This is a genomic window from Erwinia aphidicola, from assembly GCF_024169515.1.
In the GTDB taxonomy this organism is placed as follows: Bacteria; Pseudomonadota; Gammaproteobacteria; order Enterobacterales; family Enterobacteriaceae; genus Erwinia; species Erwinia aphidicola.
On the sequence record NZ_JAMKCQ010000001.1, the window covers coordinates 766801 to 786869 of the forward strand.

17 protein-coding genes are annotated in these 20069 nt (G+C 59.4%); 4 read left to right on the forward strand and 13 right to left on the reverse strand.

Annotated features, from left to right (window positions below; translation table 11 throughout):
* Window positions 1–136: 136 nt before the first annotated feature.
* The 9 genes from recC to rppH all read right to left on the reverse strand — a co-directional run bounded on the left by recC (window position 137) and on the right by rppH (window position 10278).
* Window positions 137–3505 carry an exodeoxyribonuclease V subunit gamma gene (recC, locus tag J2Y91_RS03475; RefSeq protein WP_133622860.1) on the reverse strand — a complete coding sequence of 1123 codons (3369 nt, stop codon included), beginning with the start codon at window positions 3503–3505 and terminating at the stop codon, window positions 137–139.
* A 69-nt stretch (window positions 3506–3574) separates the two neighbouring features.
* Window positions 3575–3886 (reverse strand): prepilin-type N-terminal cleavage/methylation domain-containing protein, encoded by a 312-nt coding sequence (locus tag J2Y91_RS03480; protein ID WP_133622859.1) that lies wholly within the window; start codon window positions 3884–3886, stop codon window positions 3575–3577.
* Window positions 3873–4301 (reverse strand): DUF2509 family protein, encoded by a 429-nt coding sequence (locus J2Y91_RS03485; RefSeq protein ID WP_133622858.1) that lies wholly within the window; start codon window positions 4299–4301, stop codon window positions 3873–3875. The genes J2Y91_RS03480 and J2Y91_RS03485 overlap by 14 nt, the downstream gene beginning before the upstream one ends.
* The gene (locus tag J2Y91_RS03490) at window positions 4301–4849 is read right to left on the reverse strand and encodes a prepilin peptidase-dependent protein (protein ID WP_133622857.1); all 549 of its coding nucleotides are present in this window, start codon (window positions 4847–4849) and stop codon (window positions 4301–4303) included. The genes J2Y91_RS03485 and J2Y91_RS03490 overlap by 1 nt, the downstream gene beginning before the upstream one ends.
* Window positions 4840–5307: a prepilin peptidase-dependent protein gene (locus tag J2Y91_RS03495; protein WP_048917196.1), complete on the reverse strand. Its 468-nt coding sequence runs from the start codon at window positions 5305–5307 to the stop codon at window positions 4840–4842. Before J2Y91_RS03495 ends, J2Y91_RS03490 begins: the two co-directional genes overlap by 10 nt.
* Window positions 5308–5502: 195 nt before the next feature.
* Complete coding sequence (gene thyA / locus J2Y91_RS03500; protein ID WP_048917170.1) at window positions 5503–6297, reverse strand: thymidylate synthase; 795 nt, start codon at window positions 6295–6297, stop codon at window positions 5503–5505.
* Window positions 6294–7172, reverse strand: a complete 879-nt coding sequence (gene lgt / locus J2Y91_RS03505; RefSeq protein WP_048917171.1) for a prolipoprotein diacylglyceryl transferase — start codon at window positions 7170–7172, stop codon at window positions 6294–6296. The genes thyA and lgt overlap by 4 nt, the downstream gene beginning before the upstream one ends.
* A gap of 319 nt (window positions 7173–7491) precedes the next feature.
* A complete protein-coding gene (gene ptsP, locus J2Y91_RS03510; protein WP_133622856.1) occupies window positions 7492–9738 on the reverse strand; it encodes a phosphoenolpyruvate--protein phosphotransferase in 2247 nt (748 codons plus the stop codon).
* 12 nt (window positions 9739–9750) lie between these two features.
* Window positions 9751–10278: an RNA pyrophosphohydrolase gene (gene rppH / locus J2Y91_RS03515; protein ID WP_048917173.1), complete on the reverse strand. Its 528-nt coding sequence runs from the start codon at window positions 10276–10278 to the stop codon at window positions 9751–9753.
* A gap of 685 nt (window positions 10279–10963) precedes the next feature.
* Between rppH and mutH the strand changes: the two genes are divergently transcribed.
* The 4 genes from mutH (at window position 10964) to J2Y91_RS03535 (ending at window position 14048) form a co-directional block, all read left to right on the forward strand.
* Window positions 10964–11650, forward strand: coding sequence for a DNA mismatch repair endonuclease MutH (mutH, locus tag J2Y91_RS03520; protein WP_133622855.1), 687 nt, complete (start codon window positions 10964–10966; stop codon window positions 11648–11650).
* A 74-nt stretch (window positions 11651–11724) separates the two neighbouring features.
* On the forward strand, window positions 11725–12435 hold the full coding sequence (locus J2Y91_RS03525) for a TerC family protein (RefSeq protein ID WP_048917175.1): 711 nt from the start codon (window positions 11725–11727) through the stop codon (window positions 12433–12435).
* Between the two features lie 151 nt (window positions 12436–12586).
* On the forward strand, window positions 12587–12802 hold the full coding sequence (locus J2Y91_RS03530; RefSeq protein ID WP_048917176.1) for a YgdI/YgdR family lipoprotein: 216 nt from the start codon (window positions 12587–12589) through the stop codon (window positions 12800–12802).
* 205 nt (window positions 12803–13007) lie between these two features.
* Window positions 13008–14048 carry an NADP(H)-dependent aldo-keto reductase gene (locus J2Y91_RS03535; RefSeq protein WP_133622854.1) on the forward strand — a complete coding sequence of 347 codons (1041 nt, stop codon included), beginning with the start codon at window positions 13008–13010 and terminating at the stop codon, window positions 14046–14048.
* Window positions 14049–14118: 70 nt separating this feature from the next.
* Here J2Y91_RS03535 and J2Y91_RS03540 read toward each other — a convergent pair whose 3' ends face one another.
* From J2Y91_RS03540 to J2Y91_RS03555, 4 genes are all read right to left on the reverse strand, one after another.
* Entirely contained in the window at window positions 14119–14949 is an 831-nt protein-coding gene (locus tag J2Y91_RS03540) for a DJ-1/PfpI family protein (RefSeq protein WP_133622853.1), read from the reverse strand.
* Window positions 14950–15094: 145 nt separating this feature from the next.
* On the reverse strand, window positions 15095–16300 hold the full coding sequence (lplT, locus tag J2Y91_RS03545; RefSeq protein WP_133622852.1) for a lysophospholipid transporter LplT: 1206 nt from the start codon (window positions 16298–16300) through the stop codon (window positions 15095–15097).
* A complete protein-coding gene (gene aas, locus J2Y91_RS03550) occupies window positions 16290–18452 on the reverse strand; it encodes a bifunctional acyl-ACP--phospholipid O-acyltransferase/long-chain-fatty-acid--ACP ligase (RefSeq protein ID WP_253537322.1) in 2163 nt (720 codons plus the stop codon). The genes lplT and aas overlap by 11 nt, the downstream gene beginning before the upstream one ends.
* Window positions 18453–18679: 227 nt before the next feature.
* Window positions 18680–20068: an efflux transporter outer membrane subunit gene (locus J2Y91_RS03555; RefSeq protein ID WP_133625016.1), complete on the reverse strand. Its 1389-nt coding sequence runs from the start codon at window positions 20066–20068 to the stop codon at window positions 18680–18682.
* Window position 20069: the final 1 nt, after the last annotated feature.

A 20069-nucleotide genomic window follows, 5' to 3' on the forward strand; every position in this document is an offset into this window, starting at 1 on the left:
CGGCTGTGTCACGCACGCTAAGTCATCAGGCTGTGTCCCGCAATTTTGGCGCTACGACCGCACCACGACCCATTGCGGGACACAGCCTAAATCAAAAACACTACAGGATGTCAGCCTGAATGTCCTGAAAACATGCTTAATCCGGGCGATGATGCTGCAATAACGGTAACAGCCAGCGTTCGGCCTGTTGAGTCATCTCCTGCACGCCGGTCTCATCCAGCGAACGCAGCAGGCGTTGCAGATACGGATCGCTGCCCTCACCGTCAATTTGATAATTGCCCTGCCAGCACTGTAACAGCTTCGCCCGGGCTTTTTTCTGCGTGGCATCATCGCGCTGCACCACGCCGGTTTTATCATCAAAACACTCTTTGAGCCAGGCCCCACCGGAAGCGGTGAGCAGCAGCGGGGCACACATGCCCAGCCGGTAACCGTCAATATAGTGAGCCAGCTGCTGCAAAGCCTGCTCTGCTGGCAGCGGCGGGAAGCGCCACTCGCTCTCTTTGCGCCCCATCATTACGCTGCTGCCGCTGCCGCCCAGCGCGCAATACACCAGGTGTTCCAGCCAGAGCGTCAGGCCATCGTTAAAGTTGAGAATGCCGGGCCGCCAGCGCAGCAGGCCGTTATCCTGCACCTGCGTCAGCCAGCCGCTTAACGTCAGGCCGCCGATCTCCAGCGCAATTTCCCAGCTCTCCGCAGCGGCACGCTGTTCGCGTATGCGCCCGGCCAGTTCACTCATCTCCTGCTCCTGCTCCTGCCAGAACAGTTCACCAAATGCCCCGTAGGGCAGCGCCCCGGCGGCACGCTGGCGCGCGTACAGACGGTCACTCTCGCTGCCGTCGATCAGGCTGTTCAGCAGCTGTGCGTTGACCTGATAACGGCTGAGACCGTCGAGGGAGAACGGCTCCGCATCCGGTAGAGCGGTCTCTTCCAGCTGGAAGCTGACGCCGAGGCGCAGGCTGAAGAATGCCCGCACCGGGTGGCGCCAGAAGCGCACCAGCTTGTCAAAGCTCAGTATCTCTTCGCTTTCATCCGGCAATGCCTGCATAAACGGGGGATGTGCCGTACCGCGGGCGGCGGCGGCGGGCAGCCACTCGGCGGCAAAGCTGCGAAACTCCGCCTGCTCACGATAATTCTCTGCCGCAAACGGCATGCGGCTGTGCAGATGGTGCAGATGGTCGATCAGCGCCTCAGCGCTGCTATCAACATCTTTGTCACGATCGGCGGCCAGACAGAAGCTCTGACTGATGTACTCCACTAATTCACTGACCAGCACTGAAGGATATCGTTCGGTATTATCCTGAATCGAGCGGCCGATATAGCTGATGTACAGCTGCTGCTGCGCCGAGTTCAGCGCTTCAAGGAACAGGTAGCGGTCATCGTCGCGGCGGCTACGGTCGCCCTTCTGCGCCTGCTGGTTCATCAGGTCAAAACCGAGCGGCGGCAGCGTACGCGGGTAAACGCCGTCGTTCATGCCCAGCAGGCACACCACCTTAAAGGGAATGGAACGCATGGGCATCAGGGTGCAGAAGTTGACCGGCCCGGCGAGGAAGCGCTGGCTGATTTGCTGCTGATCGAGGCGCGCCGCCAGGTCGTCACGCAGGATGGTCAGCGGTACCGCCGGCTGATAGCCAGCCTGCACCCCGTTGGCGATCGCCTGCTGCCACTGCTCTTCAATCAGCGCCAGCGCCGCTTCGGTTTCGGCATCGCGGGTAAAGAAGTCGTCAAGCAGCTGACGGCACAGCGGCAGCCACTCCGGCAGCGGGCGCGCCTCGCTCAGCCACTGCCGCCAGCGGTGCAGTTGCGCGAGGAGTTCCGCCAGGTTGCCCGCCAGTTCAGCAATCAGCCCGCTCGACTCGTCATAGGGCAGGATGCCTTGCCAGTCCCCCGCTTCGCTGTTCATCGCGTAGCCGAGCAGCATGCGCGTCAGGCCGAAATGCCATGTGTGCTGGCCGGTGGCGGGCAGCTCCAGCTCGCGCACGTTGTCATCATCCAGCCCCCAGCGAATGCCGGATTCCCCTACCCAGTGACGCAGCAGGCGCAGCCCCTCTTCATCGACCGCAAATCGGGCGGCCACGGCCGGCACTTCCAGCAGCCCCAGCACCTCTTCGGCGGTAAAGCGGCTGTCCGGCAGGCTGAGCAGGGAGATAAACGCCTGCAGCGCCGGATGCGCCTGGCTGGCACTGCGGTCAGAAATTGCGAATGGCAGCGCGCGCTCTGGCGGGGCATTGCCAAATACCGCCTGGATAAACGGCGTGTAGGCGTCGATATCCGAAACCATCACGATGATATCGCGCGCGGTGAGGCTCGGGTCGGCGTCCATCATCGCCAACAGCCGGTCCTGTAACACTTCAACCTCGCGCTGCGGGCTGTGGCAGAGGTGAAGAGAGACTGAGCGGTCTTCCGCCGCCAGCACGCGCTTGCTGCTGCTGCTGGCCCACTCACTCTGCTTCAGGCCAATCGCCGCATGATCTTCCAGCTCCAGCAGGTCGCGCTTTAACGTTTGCAGCAGGTTTACCGGCTCGATGTCGACAAAGGCGAAAACTTCGTTTGGCTCCATTTGTGCCAGCAGATAGAGGTTGTCACGCCCGAGCTTCCCCCAGGAGGCCAGCAGCGGATTGCTCAGCTGCTGCTCGCCATCGGCATTGAACAGCGAAGAGGCGTTCTCGACGTCGCGGAACTGCGGAATTTCACGGTTGTCCTGATAGTGGCGGCGGTTACGGCTTTGCAGCTTCGCCAGGAAGCCGTAGTCCTGAATATCGCCCCAGTAGTGACGGCAGGGGTTAGTGAACAGCAGGTGGATATCAATGTGTTTGCCCAGCGCCTGCAGTGCCTGGAGATAGACGGGGGGCAGCGCGGAGATGCCGCAGATAAACACCCGGTCCGGCAGGTTGGGTGGGCGCGTGCTGTCGCTTTCCAGCCTGGCGATAAAGCGCTGATAAAGATTGGCACGGTGCCATTCCGGCTGGCCGAGCTGATGGGTATATTCCACCAGCGCCGCCCACAGCGGAGCCTGCCAGATCTGCGCCTCGCCCAGCCCGTCAACCAGCTGCCCCTGCTGCCAGCTGTTCAGCCACTGCGGGCGATAGACCAGATACTGGTCAAACAGGTCGGCAACGCGGGAGGAGAGCTGGAACAGCTTACGCTTGTCGTCATCGTCGCTAAGGTAGTGGCGCAGCATGGTGAACGCGTCGTCCGCCAGCATCGCGGGCAGGATCGCCATCAGCTTCCAGCTCATGCTGGATTTGTTAAATGCGCTCTCTTTCGGGATCTCCGGCAGGACGCGCACGAACATATCCCAGATAAAGCTGGCGGGCAGCGGGAAGTCAATGTTCGCCGCAATGCCAAACTGTTCGGCCAGCGACATCTGGAGCCACTGCGCCATACCCGGGCTCTGTACCAGTACCACCTCCGAACGGAGCGGATCGCGCAGCGGCTGGTTTTCAATCTGCCAGCAGGCCAGCGTTTTTAACAGATCCAGCTGATTGGAGTGGTAAACGGTAAACATGTCACGGTCCTTTAATTTGCGCCGACGGCTACTGTAACCCGTTCGGCACGGCTTGAAAAATAGCATCTGTTAACCCCTGTTCGCCGGGCACTGTAGCTGCGTCAGTTCTGCGCTGCGTCCGGCGGGGCCGGTCGCCCGCGCGCTGAGCAGCTGGCACCCTGACGGGCCGCTGCGCGCCTGCAGCGTGGAGCGCCAGCCGGGCATCTCCTGGCCCTCCAGCCTTTGCTGCGCGTTACGCCACGCTTCGCGCTGCTGCCACTGTTGCTGGAACCCCAGCCCGAGCGCCTGCTGATAGTGCATCAGTGCCGTAAAGCTCAGGCTGAACAGCAGCAGTGCAAACAGCGTTTCCACCAGGCTAAACCCCTGCTCATTGGTCAACATCACAGGCTCCTTTCTCTGCCAGCGGGCAGAAATCCAGCCAGCCGTGCGGCAGTGCGCGCACGCCGTTGCCAGCACGCTCTGCAACCCAGCGATACCACGCCAGCGTACCCGGCCCGCTATCCGCCCGCAGCAAGATAGCAGACGGCAGGCGCTGCAGGCAGGCGCGCCAGGCGTACGCGGTGAATTGCTGGCACTGCCAGCCCGCCTCCCTGCCCCAGCGCAGGCGCCCCCCCCACGCCAGCGCCGAGGCTGCCGCAGCCTGCTGCTGCAGATACAGGCGCTGGTCGGCGACCAGGCTAAGCGAGTCACTGAGCTGACGCCGGGTGGCGTTCAGCAACAGCGTGCCCATCAGCAGGATAATGATGACCATCAGCAGTGCGCCGCTACCGCGCTGCCGTTCAATCACTGCGCACATTAAAGATTTTCCGCCGTCAGCCAGTGCTCAACGCGCTGCGTCACGGTAGGTACGCGTTTGGCATAGCCGCCGAGGGTGATTTTTACCTGCCGCTCCGCACGCGCCACCTTAAAATCCCTAATGCCAATCAGGCGCGGGTCGTTGAGCCGCTCCCAGCCGCCGCCTTCACAACTGCTGACGCCACGCTGCATCTCCAGGCTGCCCGCCCGCAGCCGGTAGCCATACAACTCGCTGTCATCGCGCCCGGCCGCTTCCCATTTGCCATTACTGTTTTCATCCCAGCGCAGCAGCAGACAGCTGCCCGCCGACTGCAGGCTGAAGGCGGGGCCATGGCAGTCGCCGTGGCAGTAGCCGGCGCGCCTGATGGCTTTCTCCAGCGTCTGCACGATTTGCAGCAGTTCCTCATTGAGCTGCACCTGCATCATCAGACGCAGGTTCTGCCCCTGCAGCAGCGGCAGGAAGCGGGTTGCGCCGAGCATCAGCACGCTCCCCACCGCCAGCGCAATCAGAGTTTCCAGTAGCGTAAAGCCGTGCGCCTTCATCGACACTCCTCGCTGTCCTGCGCGCAGATGCGCACCCTGCCGCGCGCGGAGACGATAATCCGCCGCTCGCCGGCTTCCCCTGCGATGACGATCCTCCCCGGACGGGCGGCGTTTTTTTTGCCATAAAAACCCATCCCGTCGGTCAGCGTCTGTACCACGATCCCCGGGTACGGCGCCCGTAAGTGCAGAGGGCCCGGCGTAGAGCACGGCTGTGCGCCCTCTCCCGCACCGAGGCACCAGCCAGCGCCAGGTTTTAGCCACAGCAGCCGCGTGCGGTTGTGCCAGTTGGCATCGCTACGCAGCCGCTGCAGCAGGCGCTGGATCTGCAGCGCGCTGTCGTTGAGCTGTTGCCGCTGCTGAAAGCTGTTCCAGCCGTGCCAACCGCCGAGGCTAAGTAAGCTAACAAGGGTCACCACCACCATCATTTCCAGCAGGGTGAATCCGCTAAGGTTATGCGTTTTCATCTGCGGAATTCTGCGCTTCTGGGCAAAAGATACCAGCACGGGAAATGCGTTTTATGCGCTGTTATCCAGAGAGATCAGCGTGTTGCAGCGCGTGTCATTCGGCATGCGAGCAGGGTTCAGGAATGGAAGAAAGTTGCGGACGAAACGGGGGGAAAAGTGTGCCTCTCCGCCAACAGCGCGCGGAGAGGCAGCCGATCAGATGGCGACCGGGGCTTTAATGGCCGGATGCGGATCGTAACCTTCGATCTCGAAGTCATCAAAGCGATAGTCGAAGATAGACTCCGGCTTGCGCTTGATAATCAGCTTCGGCAGGGCGCGCGGTTCGCGCGTCAGCTGCAGGCGCGTCTGCTCCAGGTGGTTGCTGTACAGATGGGTATCGCCACCGGTCCAGACAAAATCACCCACTTCAAGGTCGCACTGCTGGGCCATCATATGCACCAGCAAAGCGTAGCTGGCGATATTGAACGGCAGGCCGAGGAAGATATCGCAGGAGCGCTGATACAGTTGGCAGGAGAGCTTGCCGTCCGCAACGTAGAACTGGAAGAACGCATGGCACGGGGCCAGCGCCATCTCATCCAGTTCGCCGACATTCCATGCAGAAACGATGATGCGGCGCGAGTCCGGGTCGCTTTTCAGCTGTTCGACCACCTTGCTCAGCTGGTCGATCTGGCGCCCATCCGCTGCCCCCCAGCTGCGCCACTGTTTGCCATAAACCGGCCCGAGGTCACCCTTTTCATCGGCCCACTCGTCCCAGATCGACACCTTATTTTCCTTCAGGTAGGCGATGTTGGTGTCACCGTTAAGGAACCACAGCAGCTCATGAATGATAGAGCGCAAATGGCACTTCTTGGTGGTGACCAGCGGAAAACCGTCCTGCAGATTGAAACGCATCTGATGACCAAAAATCGACAGCGTGCCGGTTCCGGTGCGGTCATTTTTGGGCGTGCCCTGCTCGAGCACGTGCTGCATTAACGCCAGATACTGTTTCATTTTTCCTCACGAACCTGTTGCGCAGGGCGACGACGATACGCCCAGATCATCATAATCACGCCAGCCAGAATCATGGGAACAGAGAGGATCTGCCCCATGCTGATGCCGCTGAACAGGCCCAGCTGCTGGTCCGGCTGACGGAAGAACTCAACAATAATACGGAACGCACCGTAGCCAATCAGGAACAGTCCGGAGACCGCGCCCATTGGGCGAGATTTACGAATAAACACGTTGAGGATGATAAACAGTACCACCCCTTCAAGGATCAGTTCGTACAGCTGCGATGGGTGGCGCGGCAGTACCCCGTAGGTCGACAGCAGCGATTGCCATTCCGGGTGAGTGGTGACCAGCGCGATATCTTCACTGCGAGAGCCTGGGAACAGCATTGCCCACGGCAGGTTCGGGTCGACGCGGCCCCACAGTTCGCCGTTGATAAAGTTACCCAGGCGGCCCGCACCGAGGCCAAAGGGGATCAGCGGAGCGATAAAGTCAGACACCTGGAAGAAGTTACGTTTGGTGCGGTGTGCAAACACCAGCATCACCACGATCACGCCAATCAGACCGCCGTGGAATGACATGCCGCCATCCCAGACTTTGAACAGATACAGCGGGTTATCGAGGAACAGTGGCAGGTTGTAGAACAGCACATAGCCGATACGCCCACCGAGGAATACGCCGAGGAAACCGGCGTACAGCAGGTTTTCCACTTCTTCTTTTTTCCAGCCGCTGCCCGGCTGATTAGCACGGCGCACCGCCAGCCACATCGCGAAAATGAAGCCCACGAGGTACATCAGACCGTACCAGTGCAGAGAGATTGGCCCGACGGAGAAGATCACCGGGTCAAATTGGGGGAAAGCCAGATAGCCGTTATTCATCTTTCACCATTGTTGAAGTCTGTCCAGACAGGCAGCCAATATTGCCAGAGCGTTGCAGGGACGGGCGTACCCCGCCTCTGCATCATTCAGCCTGGGGGCTGCATAAGGCGCGCATCATAGCATAATGCGAATTAGTGCGGCCCCGGCTAACTGTAAACTTTATTAATTGTAGGGTTCAGCAAATCGCGTTTTAGGCGTAATTGTTGCAGCCAGTTTGCCCGCGGACAGCGCACAGGAACCGGAGCGTACACGTAGTACGTGAGGATTCCGAGCACTGCCCAGGGGCAAAATGGCAAATAAAATAGCCTTAAACGTGATTTTAGCGGCCGCCGCGGATCAGACCGCCCAATCCCCTGCGCTCCATAAAGGCCGCCACCATATGGCGCACGTCGCTGGCATGCTGCGCATCCAGGCCACGCTGTGCCAGCGCCTGTGACTCTTCATGGTCGATATGGCGCAGCAGGTATTTCACTCGCGCCACGTTGCGCCCATTCATACTGAGATGGTGATAGCCCATCCCGACCAGCATCACCACGCACATCGGGTCACCGGCCATTTCACCGCACAGGCAGAGTTCAATCCCGGCACGGCGGGTTTCATCGGCAATGGCTTTGAGGGCGCGCAGCATGGCCGGGTGCAGGCTGTCATACAGGCTCGCGACCCGAGTGTTGTTGCGATCGACCGCCAGCAGATACTGGGTCAGATCGTTGGTGCCAACGGAGACAAAATCGACCCGCTGCTTGAGCTGGTCGATCATAAAGATCATCGACGGCACTTCGATCATAATCCCGATGCGCGGCTGTGGGATGGCATAGCCGAGCATCTCTTCCACTTCACGTGCCGCACGATCGATCAGGCGGCGCGCTTCGTCGATCTCATCCAGGCTGGTGATCATCGGCAGCAGTATACTGAGGTTGTCGCTGGCGACGTTTGCGCGCAGCATGGCGCGCAGCTGCACCAGGAAGATCTCGGGCTGATCGAGCGTCAGGCGGATGCCGCGCCAGCCCAGGCACGGGTTCTCTTCGCTGATTGGCATATACGGCAGCTGCTTATCGGCACCGATATCCAGCGTTCGCAGCGTCACCGGCTTGTCGAGGAACAGCTGCAGCATGCCCTGATATTGCGCCACCTGCTCTTCCTCAGACGGGAAGCCGCTCTGCAACATAAACGGGATTTCCGTGCGGTACAGGCCAACGCCGTCGACGCGGCTGCCGAGCTTCTGCTCATGCTCCGCGCTGAGGCCCGCATTGAGCATCACCTTCACCGGCTCGCCGCTTTTCAGCGCGCCCGGCAGAAATACATCATCCTCGGCCAGCTGGCTCAGCTCATTTTCCTGGCTGATCAGCTGCTGATACTCCTGCACCAGCACCGGTTCCGGGTCAACCAGCAGCTCGCCGCGATAGCCGTCGACGATCAGCAGGCGCCCTTTCATCAGCTCCGGCTGAATATCTGCGCCCATCACCGTCGGGATGCCCAGCGCCCGCACCATGATCGCTGCGTGCGAGTTGGCCGCGCCGTCGCGCACCACCACGCCCGCCAGGCGATCGTGCGGCAGCTCTGCCAGCGTGGTCGCCGTCAGCTCATCTGCCACCAGCACAAAACGCGGCGGCCAGCTGTTGGTGCCCTGCATGGTGTCATCGAGGTGAAACAGCAGGCGCTGCCCGAGCACGCGCAGGTCGCCGGAGCGCTCGCGCAGATAGCTGTCCTGCAGGCTGGCGAACTGGGCGGCAAACTTTTCAATCACGGTTTTCACCGCCCACTCCGCCACCGAGCCCGCATCGATCTCAGCCAGCAGATCTTTCTTCAGCCGCGCATCGCTCAGCAGGTGCGAGTAGAGATCGAAGATGGCCGCACTCTCTTTATGCATGCTGGCGGTGAAGCGTTTGCTGTAGCGGCGGAACTCACTGGAGGCTTCGCTGATTGCCATGGCAAGGCGTTCACGCTCGCGCACCGTGTCCAGCGTAGAGGCGGCAGAGACGTTTTCCAGCGAGGGCTGGCTGGAGTCGACCCAGCCTTCCGCCACGGCGACGCCAGGCGCGGCAGCCAGCGCACGAATGCGGGTTTGCCGATACTGCCCAAACAGAGCGTTAAGCTGGGAATGCGAGAGAATGCCCGCCATCTGCGTGGCGAGGGTGACGAGGAACGACTCCTCGCTTTCATCAAACTGGCGGTGCTCGCGCTGCTGAACCACCAGCACGCCAAGGAGCTGGCGGCGGCTGATAATCGGCACGCCAAGGAAGGAGCGGAAACGCTCTTCCTTCACGGAGGGAATATATTTAAAGCTGGGGTGACTCTGCGCATCAGCAAGGTTGATAGGCTCTGCCAGACGACCGACCAGCCCGACGATGCCTTCGTCAAATGCCAGGGCGACCGTGCGCCCACGCGGCTTTTTTAGCCCACGCGTAGCCATCAGGTAGTAGCAGCGGCGATCGTGGTCGGCAAGATAGACCGAGCAGACCTCGGTATCCATCGCCAGACAGATCTCATTAACCAGAATATCCAGCGCCTCGGTAAGCCGGGGCGCTGCCGCCACTTTCTCAACTATTTCGCGCAGCTGTGTGAGCATAATCTACGTGGCTTAACCTCTCTTCCGTCGAAAACCAGGCGTATTCCGCTGAACGGTCGTCTCCTGCAGGGGCATAACCACGCTGGCGAACTCTTTCATCACACGGCGGTAAACATCGCGTTTAAAAGAGACCACCTGGCGAACCGGATACCAGAAACTGACCCAGCGCCAGCCGTCGAACTCCGGCGTGCTGCTGGTCTGCATATTGATATCCGCGTCATTGCACATCAGCTGCAGAAGATACCACTTCTGTTTTTGGCCGATACAAACCGGCTTTGTGTCCCAACGCACCAAACGTTTTGGCAACTTATATCGTAACCAGTTACGGGTAGATGCAAGGATACGAACATCCTTGCGGTTCAAACCGACTTCCTCGAAAAGTTCGCGGTACATCGCCTGCTCCGCCGTCTCGCCAGGGTTAATCCCTCCCTGAGGAAACTGCCAGGAGTGCTGACCATAACGTCTGGCCCACAGCACCTGTCCCTGCCTGTTACAAATTACGATACCAACATTCGGGCGGTAGCCATCATCATCGATCACCGGACTACCTCAAACTAAAACTGGATGTTCTGATTGTTTCATACTCCTTACAGACGGTAAACCACTGCTTTCAGGCGATGTGTGGCGCTGCAGCTGGGATAACTCGTCCTTTAAAGCAAAGTTATAAACAGAAAGCGGGTTAAAAAGGCGATCTTATTCACGTTTTCTGTGGATAGCTTTGTGCAGAACTCTGTTAACAGGTGGGGAAAACTTTATTACCGGCAAAACTCACCCGCGATTCAACTCAGAATAAACCCATATTAATCATCATCTTTAGAGGTTAGTCACAGCTTTTACCTGGGTTGTCATGCTGCTGTCATCAGCGCAGGATCGCCAGCTGATGAAAGATCGCACACTTAGAACGTTATCCACAGAATATGCCGATTAGTTAGGCTGTATAACGGCTAAAGCGGGTAAAAAACCCTGCGTCAAGGCTGTAAATCGAAACAGTATTATCAAAAAGGGCAAGTTATCCCACTTTTCTGTGGATAACTACCCGGGGGAACCTGTTCATTGTCGGTGACAACCCGGGTAAAACCCCTGGGAGCTGCGATTTTTCCTGCGGGCGAGAGAATAAAAAAACACGATTTATCATGCTATTATTAGCGTTTTCCCCAGCCTGAAATCTTTCTCTGGCTGTGTGTGCAAATGGCGTCTATTTTTTGAACAAAATCCGGAAGTTATTATGACTGGCGATCTTAACCTTATCCCTCCCCCAGAAAATGAAGCCGAACTGTTGGCGCGCGCTTCTGCGCTGGCGGGCTATACGCTGGGAGAACTGGCGCTGCGGATTGCGCTACCGATCCCGCGCGATCTCAAGCGCGATAAGGGCTGGGTGGGGATGCTGCTGGAGCGCTATCTCGGCGCCAGCGCGGGCAGTAAGCCGCAGCAGGACTTCGCGGAGATTGGCGTGGAGCTGAAAACAATTCCCGTAGATGCCGCTGGTCGGCCGCTGGAAACCACCTTTGTCTGCGTGGCGCCGCTGACCGGCAACAGCGGCGTTACCTGGCTTAACAGCCACGTGCGCCACAAGCTGCATCGGGTGCTGTGGGTGCCGGTAGAGGGCGATCGGGCGATCCCGCTTGAGCATCGCCATGTCGGCGCACCGCTGCTGTGGAGCCCGAATGAGGAAGAAGAGCGCCAGCTGCAGCGCGACTGGGAGGAGCTGATGGATATGATCGTGCTGGGCCAGGTGGAGCAGATCACCGCGCGCCACGGCGAAGTGCTGCAGATCCGCCCAAAAGCCGCCAACAGTAAAGCGCTGACGGAAGGCATCGGTCAGCACGGGCAGCCGATTATGACCCTGCCGCGCGGCTTCTATTTAAAGAAAAGCTTTACCGCCCCGCTGCTTGCCCGCCATTTCCTGCTTTAAAAGTAGTTCCGCAATAGTCAACCTTGCGTATAATCGCCGTTTAGCTTTCGTTTAAGTTTAAGGGTTCACATTTTATGTTTGAATGGATTGCCGATCCTAATGCCTGGTTAGCGTTGGGTACGCTGACGATCCTCGAAATTGTCCTCGGGATCGATAACATTATTTTCCTCTCTCTGGTCGTCGCCAAACTACCTAAGCATCAGCAGAATGCCGCCCGCCGTATTGGCCTGGCCGGCGCAATGCTGATGCGCCTTGGCCTGCTGGCCTCTATTGCCTGGGTTATTCGCCTGACCGATCCGCTGTTCACGCTGATGGACCATGCCTTCTCAGCGCGTGACCTGATCCTGCTATTCGGCGGGCTGTTCCTGCTGTGGAAGTCGAGCATGGAGATCCACGAAAGTATCGAAGGCGGCGAAGGCGAGCATAAAACCAACGTGCACTCCTTTGCCGGGGCTATCGTACAGATTATGGTGCTGGATATTATCTTCAGCCTCGACTCGGTGATTACCGCCGTAGGCCTGTCCGATCACCTGATTATTATGATGGCTGCCGTCGTGATTGCTGTGCTGGTGATGATGTTTGCCGCCCGCGCAATTGGTGATTTTGTCGATCGCCACCCGTCGGTGAAAATGCTGGCGCTGGCGTTCTTAATCCTCGTTGGCTTCACGCTGATGCTGGAGAGCTTTAACATTCATATTCCTAAAGGCTACATCTATTTCGCCATGTTCTTCTCGATGTCGGTAGAGTGCCTCAATCTGTTACGCAATAAGAAGCAGCCCGCGTAAATCGCCATTATCCCGCAGGTAAACTCTGCGGGATAAGTCAATGGCCTGATGTGCGTCAGCTATACTTTCGGACTCATGCGATTATCGGCACCGGGAAAATAGTTTATTACTGGGCTAAAGTGAGAGAAATGAAAGCGTAACGGAGACGAATATGAAGGTTATTTTTGGCGCAGCGGTGCTGGGCCTGGCAGTTTTAGTCAGCGGTTGCAGCAGTGATTATGTGATGGCAACCAAAGACGGTACGATGATTATGACTGACGGTAAGCCGCAGATTGATAAAGAGACCGGGCTGGTGAAATACACTGATGGTTCTGGCCACGAGAAGCAGATCAACGGTGATGAAGTCTCCTCCATCGTTGAGCGTTAAGTTATGCAATGCCACCTGGTCCTGCGCGGTTAAAGGTGGCTCTCTGGCGCATTTCCCGATAAATCCCCTCTTCCCCCACCAGGCCTGCGCGGTTATAGTCAAAAACCGGGTTTCGGCGCGTCAGCGCTTACCTGAGGCAGAAAGCACTCTGTTGCGGACGAAGCTGATGTCCCTGACCATTTAATAATGAAAAAGGAAGCCGGCAATGCATTATCACCGTATCCCTCACAGCACCCTGGAAGTCAGTTCTCTGGGGTTGGGCACCATGACGTTTGGTGAGCAAAACAGCGAAGCCGACGCCCATGCACAACTGGATTTAGCACTCAGCCGCGGCATCAATCTGATCGATACCGCCGAAATGTACCCGGTGCCACCGCGCCCGGAAACGCAGGGCCTGACCGAGTCTTACATTGGCAGCTGGCTGAAAGCCCGCGGCAACCGCGACAAAGTGGTGCTGGCGTCGAAAGTGGCTGGCCCGGTGCGCGGCGCCGATGCGTCAATCCGCCCAAACCAGGCGCTGGACCGCAAAAATATTCGTGCCGCGCTGGACGCCAGCCTGAAGCGTCTGAACACCGATTATCTCGATCTCTATCAGCTGCACTGGCCGCAGCGCCAGACCAACTATTTTGGCAAGCTGAACTATCAGTACAGCGATAACGCCGCCACCGTCACGCTGCTGGAAACCCTGGAAGCACTGACCGAGCAGGTGCGCGCCGGTAAAATTCGTTACATCGGCGTGTCGAATGAAACACCGTGGGGCGTTATGCGCTACCTGCAGCTGGCAGAGAAACACGAGCTGCCGCGTATTGTCAGCATTCAGAACCCCTACAGCCTGCTGAACCGCAGTTTTGAAGTGGGCCTGGCGGAGATCAGCCATCACGAAGGCGTTGAGCTACTGGCCTATTCAAGCCTGGCGTTTGGGGTGCTGAGCGGAAAATATCTTAACGGGGCCAAACCGGCCGGGGCGCGCAATACGCTGTTCAGCCGCTTTACCCGCTACAGCGGCGAGCAGTCTGAGCAGGCCGTGGCGGAGTATGTCGCGCTGGCGCAAAAACACGGACTGGATCCGTCGCAGATGGCACTGGCCTTTGTGCGCCAGCAGCCGTTTGTTGCCAGTACGCTGCTGGGGGCCACCACGCTGGAGCAGTTGAAAATTAATATCGACAGCTATGACGTCACGCTGAATGAGGATGTGATGGAAGGGCTGGAAGCGATTCATCGCCGATACACTTACCCGGCGCCATAATTCCCCGTTCGTCAGTAACAAGGGCCGATCGAAAAAAATGATCGGCCCCTACAGAACCAGGTCAGATACTTTAGTATTGCTGAACGCGTTTAGCGCTCTGCTGCACGCGCTGCTTCCAGTCTGGCGTCTCCTCTTCGACCATCTGCCATATCATTTTACGGGCCTCTGCCGTCACGTTAGCCGGCGCGGTTTTTGGCGTGCCGCTGTTATAAGGCGGATGCGGATCGTACTGCACCAGCAGCTGGGCAAATTCGGCGCTCTCTCTGCCCATCAGCGTGTCGCTCAGGGTGAGGCCAAAATCGATACCCGCGGTGACGCCGCCGCCGGAAATACGGTTACGGTCAATCACCACCCGCTCATCTAGCGGGATGGCGCCAAACGGCTTGAGATCGTCAATCATCGACCAGTGCGTCGTCGCCTTGTAGCCCTTCATCAGCCCGGCAGCGGCCAGCAGAATCGACCCGGTGCAGACGCTGGTCACCCACTCCGCTTTACTGCCTACTTTGTGCATCCAGTCGAGCATCTTAGTGTCATGAAGATGGGCGTAAGGATTGCCGGTGCCGGTCACGCACAGAATATCGACCTGCTTCAGCCGATCAAAGGTGGTGGTGGGTAAAAACTGCAGAAAGGAGAGCTCAGTACTCAGCGGCTGTAAATCATGCGCGACAAATTCTACGTTCAGATGCGGGTTTCTCAGCACGGTGGCCGGGCCGACCAGATCCAGCGGCGTCATCCCCGGGTAGAGCACAAATGCCAGCGTTGGCTTACCCGACTTATCCTTCACCGGCAGAGCTGGCTGCGGTTGCGGAGTACTGGCTAACAGCGAGGTGCTGGCACCGGCCCCGATGCCTGAGGCAATCAGCGCCAGGGCAGATTTAGCAATAAATTCCCTTCTTTCCATGTCCGTTTCTCCATAAAGACAGTGATACTGATGCGTCATGAGTGACGCCGCGTCACTTTATCGCAGAGAAGGGATCTTCAGAAAGCGGAATGAGTGGGAAGTTGTGCGCTTTAATCAGCAAAACGGGCCTTTCGGCCCGTTGATGTTATACCCGGCGTTTTTGTGCCAGCTGCCAGCCCCAGAGTACCGCAATGGCAATAGCAAACAGCGCGCCGAAGCCGACCCCGGTGGCAACCGGCGGCGCGCCCAGCTTGATCGCCAGCGAGTAAAGGCCGAGCATCAGCAGCATCGCGGTGTTCTCACCGAGGTTCTGCACCGCAATCGCATTGCCCGCCCCGACGCTCTCTTTACCGCGCATCTGCAGCAGCGCATTGAGCGGCACCACGAAGAATCCGCCGAGCATGCCGATAATCACCAGCAGCACGTAAGCATTGATCGCCTGATGCTGCAGCGAGAAGGCGACGACGGCCACACCGATCAACACCCCGGCAGGCATACAGCGGCCGACCGTTTTCAGCGTCACCAGCTTCGCGGCCGCAATCGCACCGATAACAATCCCTATCGCCACCATCGCATTCAGCAGCGTCGGCGTTTTATTATCGGTTATCCCCAGCGCCACCGGCACCCACAGCACCAGCAGGAAGCGCAGCGTGACGCCCGCGCCCCAGAACAGGCTGGTTCCGACCAGCGAGAAGCGCGTCTGGCCGTCGCGCCACAGCACGCGGCAGGCGTTGAAGAAGCTGGCCGACATCTGTTTCGGGTGCCAGGACTGGCCGCCGCGCGCCGCCGCCAGTTTCGGGATCAGCAGGTTAGCCGCTACCGCCAGGCCGTAGGCCAGCACGCAGGCCACCAGCGCCCCGGTCAGATTCCAGTCGGCGAGGAAGCCGCCCGCCACTGAACCCAGCAGGATCGCGGCGATGGTCGAAGACTCCATCAGCCCGTTGGCTTTTACCAGCGTTTCTCCGTCGGTCAGCTCGCCGAGAATGCCGTATTTCGCCGGGGAGTAAGCCGCAGCGCCAATGCCCACCAGGCTGTAGCCGAGGAACGGATCCAGCCCCACGCAGATGGTCAGCGCCCCCAGCAGCTTTAGCCCGTTGGCGAACATCATCACCCGTCCTTTAGCGTAGCTGTCCGCCAGCTGGCCGACGAACGGCGCGAGGATAATATAGGTAGCGACAAACACCATCTGTAATATCGGCTGGCTCCAGTCCGGATAGACCTGCTGTTTTAGCACCGCAAGGGTGGCAAACAGCAGCGCGTTATCGCCAAATGCTGACAGGAACTGGGCGGCGATCACCGCCATCATGCCTTTCGACATCAGCGGTTTAGCACCAGCAACTTCACTCTTCATGTTGTGCCTCTGGCTTTTCTGCCATTTCGCGCAGGGTGACAAAGTCCGGTTTCCCGCTGCCGAGCAGCGGCAGCTGTTTCAGCACGTGGATATCACGCGGTATCGCCAGCTCCGGGCTGCCCAGCTCGCGGGCGGCGCGGGTCAGCTGTTCACGCGTCAGTTCAGTATCGGTGGTAAACAGCACCAGCGCCTCGCCGCGATTACCGTCCGGCTTGATGGTTGCCGCATGCTGTTTTTCAGCGGACGCTTTCAGCGCGATCAGCTCGACGCTCTCCAGTGAGACCATCTCACCTGCGATTTTAGCAAAGCGCTTCACGCGCCCCTGTATCTGGCAGAAGCCGCCTTCGTCAAAGCTGACGATATCGCCGGTGTCATACCAGCCCGCTTCCATCTGCCCTTCGCCATTATCCGCCGCCGGCGCTTCCAGCACGCCCGGGCGTTCTACACGCAGGTAACCTTTCATAATGTTCGGGCCGCGCAGCTGGAGCTGGCCGCCATTTTCAATACCCGGAACCGAGATCAGGCGTGAATCCATCCCCGGGAGAATGCGCCCGACCGTGTGGGATTTTGCTGCCATCGGCACATTAATCGCCACCACTGGCGCGCACTCGGTAACGCCATAACCTTCGAGAATACGAATGCCGTACTTCTCCATCCACAGTTCACGCGTGGTATTTTGCAGCTTCTCAGCGCCGGCAACCACGTAGCGCAGGCGGGCGAAATCATACGGGTTGGCAAAGCGCGCGTAGTTGTTAAGGAAGGTCGAGGTGCCGAACAGCACGGTGCAGTTACGGTCATAGACCAGTTCAGGCACAATGCGGTAATGCAGCGGGCTGGGGTAGAGAAACACCTGCGCCCCGGTCATCAGCGGGGTAAACAGGCCCACGGTCAGGCCGAAGGCGTGGAACAGCGGCAGCGCGGACATAAAGCGGTCACGCGGGGTAAAGTCCGCCACGGTACGGATCTGCTCAACGTTAGCCAGCAGGCTCTTGTGTGAGTGCACCACGCCTTTCGGATGGCCTTCTGACCCCGAGGTGAACAGCACCATGGCTGCATCCTCCGGCTGCTGCACCACTTCCGCTCTGGACGGCATCAGCAGATGACGCAGCACCCACAGTTTGTCCTGCGTGGTGACGGTATCTTTCAGATCTTCGAGGTAGATCCATTTTACCTGGGTGATGCCTTCCGGCAGGTGCCACAGCTTGCCTTTGTCGAGGAACTGGCGCGAGGTGAAGACGGTTTTTACTTCAGCGGCGGTCAGCGCGCTGGTCAGCCCTTTCACCCCGGCGGTGTAGTTGAGCATCGCCGGAATTCGCCCGCGCAGCGATGCGCCCAGGATCGCCGCCGCGGTGACGGTGGCATTGGGCAGCAGCAGGCCGACATATTCGCCCTGGCGGGTGTAGCGCTCCAGAATGCGCCCGACGCCGAGCGCTTTTTTCAGCAGCCCGGTGTAGCTGTCAGGTTTGAAGCTGACGTCTTCAATGCAGGGCTTGAACAGGCCGTAGCGGGTGCGCGCCGCGAGAAATGCCTGATACAGCGTCTCACGCGGGCGCACCGCCATGCGTGCTTCCATCATAATGTGCTGCAGATGCTCGCCTGCCAGCTTGCGGCGGTCGCGCGCGCGCGGCGCATCCGGCATCGGAATGACGGTAGCGGGCAGCACGGTGAGGGTAATACGCGGGAACAGGCGGCGTTTAAACACCCCGGCCAGGCGGCCAAACGGCGAGAATTCGGCCCCTTCAATACGCATCGGCACCACGGTCGCCTGCGATTTGGCCGCGACGAACGCTGCACCGTCGTAGATTTTCATCAGGGAGCCGGTGACGGTGATACGTCCTTCCGGGAAGATCACCACCGGGCGCCCCTGGGCAACCAGCTTCACCAGATGTTTTAACGCCATCGGCTTCGTCGGGTCGAGCGGCACAAAGTCAATCAGCGAGCGCAGCGCGCGCATGTACCACTGTTCGCTGATCGAGGAATATACGGCAAAGACCGGCTTTACCGGCAGAAAGACCGCCAGCAGGATGCCGTCAATAAACGACATATGGTTGGGGGTGATGATCACCTTCTCTTTATATAACCCAGAGAGGTCGCCGTTCAGGCGCGTGCGGAACAGCACCCGCAACAGAAAACGCAGTACGGAAAACAGCATGTCTTGTCCTTTCTCGCTGCAATAAACTGGGTTAACGATGCAGGAAAGGTGCGGACAACTCAATATTTATTAAGGAATTGGTGCGGTGATGACGTGTAGGGGTCGACCTTCTTTTCCGGTCGACCCGTGCAGCCAGTTACGGGCGGACCGGAAAAAAAGGTCCGCCCCTACAGAACTTCGATGAGAAATAACCCATATATACTCTGTTAAGCATCAAGTAACCGACCCTACATTTTATCTGACCAGCCGCCGCCGAGCGCCACGATCAGCTTCACGCTGGTGACCCACTGGGTGCTTTGCAGCGTCAGCAGGCTCTGCTGCTGGCTAAGGCTGGTGTTTTCGGTGCTGGCAACGTCGAGATAGTCGATCATCCCGGCCTGATACTGATTATAGGTGACGCGGGCGGACTCCTGCGCCGATGCTGCCGCCCGCTGCTGCGCCTGCATTTCCGCCGCAAAAGTGTGCAGCTCCACCAGATAGTTTTCCACCTCTTCGAAGCCGGACAGCACCGTCTGCCGATAGCTGGCCACGTCAGCGTCATAGGCAGCCCGCGCCTGTTCAACTTTCGCCGAGGTGGCGCCAAAGTCGAGCAGCGTCCCGCTCAACTCCGGCCCCAGCGACCAGACGCGGTTCGGCAGGGAGATCAGGTGGCTAAAGGTCGAGCTGCTGTAGCCGCCGCTGGCGCTGAGCGTCAGGTCGGGATAGTAACCGGCAATCGCCACGCCAATCGCCGCATTGGCGGCGGCCACGGTGCGCTCGGCCTGGGCGATATCCGGGCGGCGCTGCAGCAGATCCGCCGGTAACGCCTGCGGAATAGCGGGCAGCGTGGCCTGCAGCGGTGCCACCGCCAGGCTGAACGCCGCCGGGGTTTGGCCGATCAGCACCGCAATGGCGTGCTCCAGCTGCGCGCGCTGCCAGCTGAGATCGAGCGCCGAGGCGCCGGCGCTCTCCAACTGCGTTTCCGCCTGCGCCAGCGTGCCGCGCGATTCGCTGCCCGCCTGGTATTTGTTGTTGATCACCGTCAGGTAGCGCTGATAGGCCTCAACGCTTTTCTGGTACAGGGCGATGCGCTGGTCGAGAATGCGCAGCTGGAAATAGTCCTGTGCCAGCGTCGACTGCGCGCTGAGGGTAATGTTGGCAAGCTCCGCCGCACTGGCATCGGCGCTGGCCCGGTTCTCCTCCAGCGTGCGGCGCAGTTTGCCCCAGATATCCAGCTCCCAGGACGCGGACGCCTGCAGCGAATGGCTGTTGCTGATGGATTTGCCTGTTTCACTGCTGCTGGCGGTGCCGCTGCGCGTCGAGCTGCCGCTGCCGGTAACGCTCGGCAACAGATTGCTGCGCGACTCCGAGGCCAGCGCCAGCGCCTGGCGATACTGCGCTTCATACTGCGCCACATTCTGGTTGGAGACCTGCACCTGACGCAGCAGGCCATCGAGCGTGGAGTCGCGATAGACCGCCCACCACGCGCCTTTGCTGGCCTGGTCCTGCGGAGTAGCCTGCTGCCAGCCCTGCGCTTCTTTATAGTGCAGCGCGCCCGGCGCACTCGGGCGCTGGTAGTCCGGGCCAACGGCACAGCCACCCATCAGCAGAGCGAGCGCAACGGGCAGGGTTTTCATC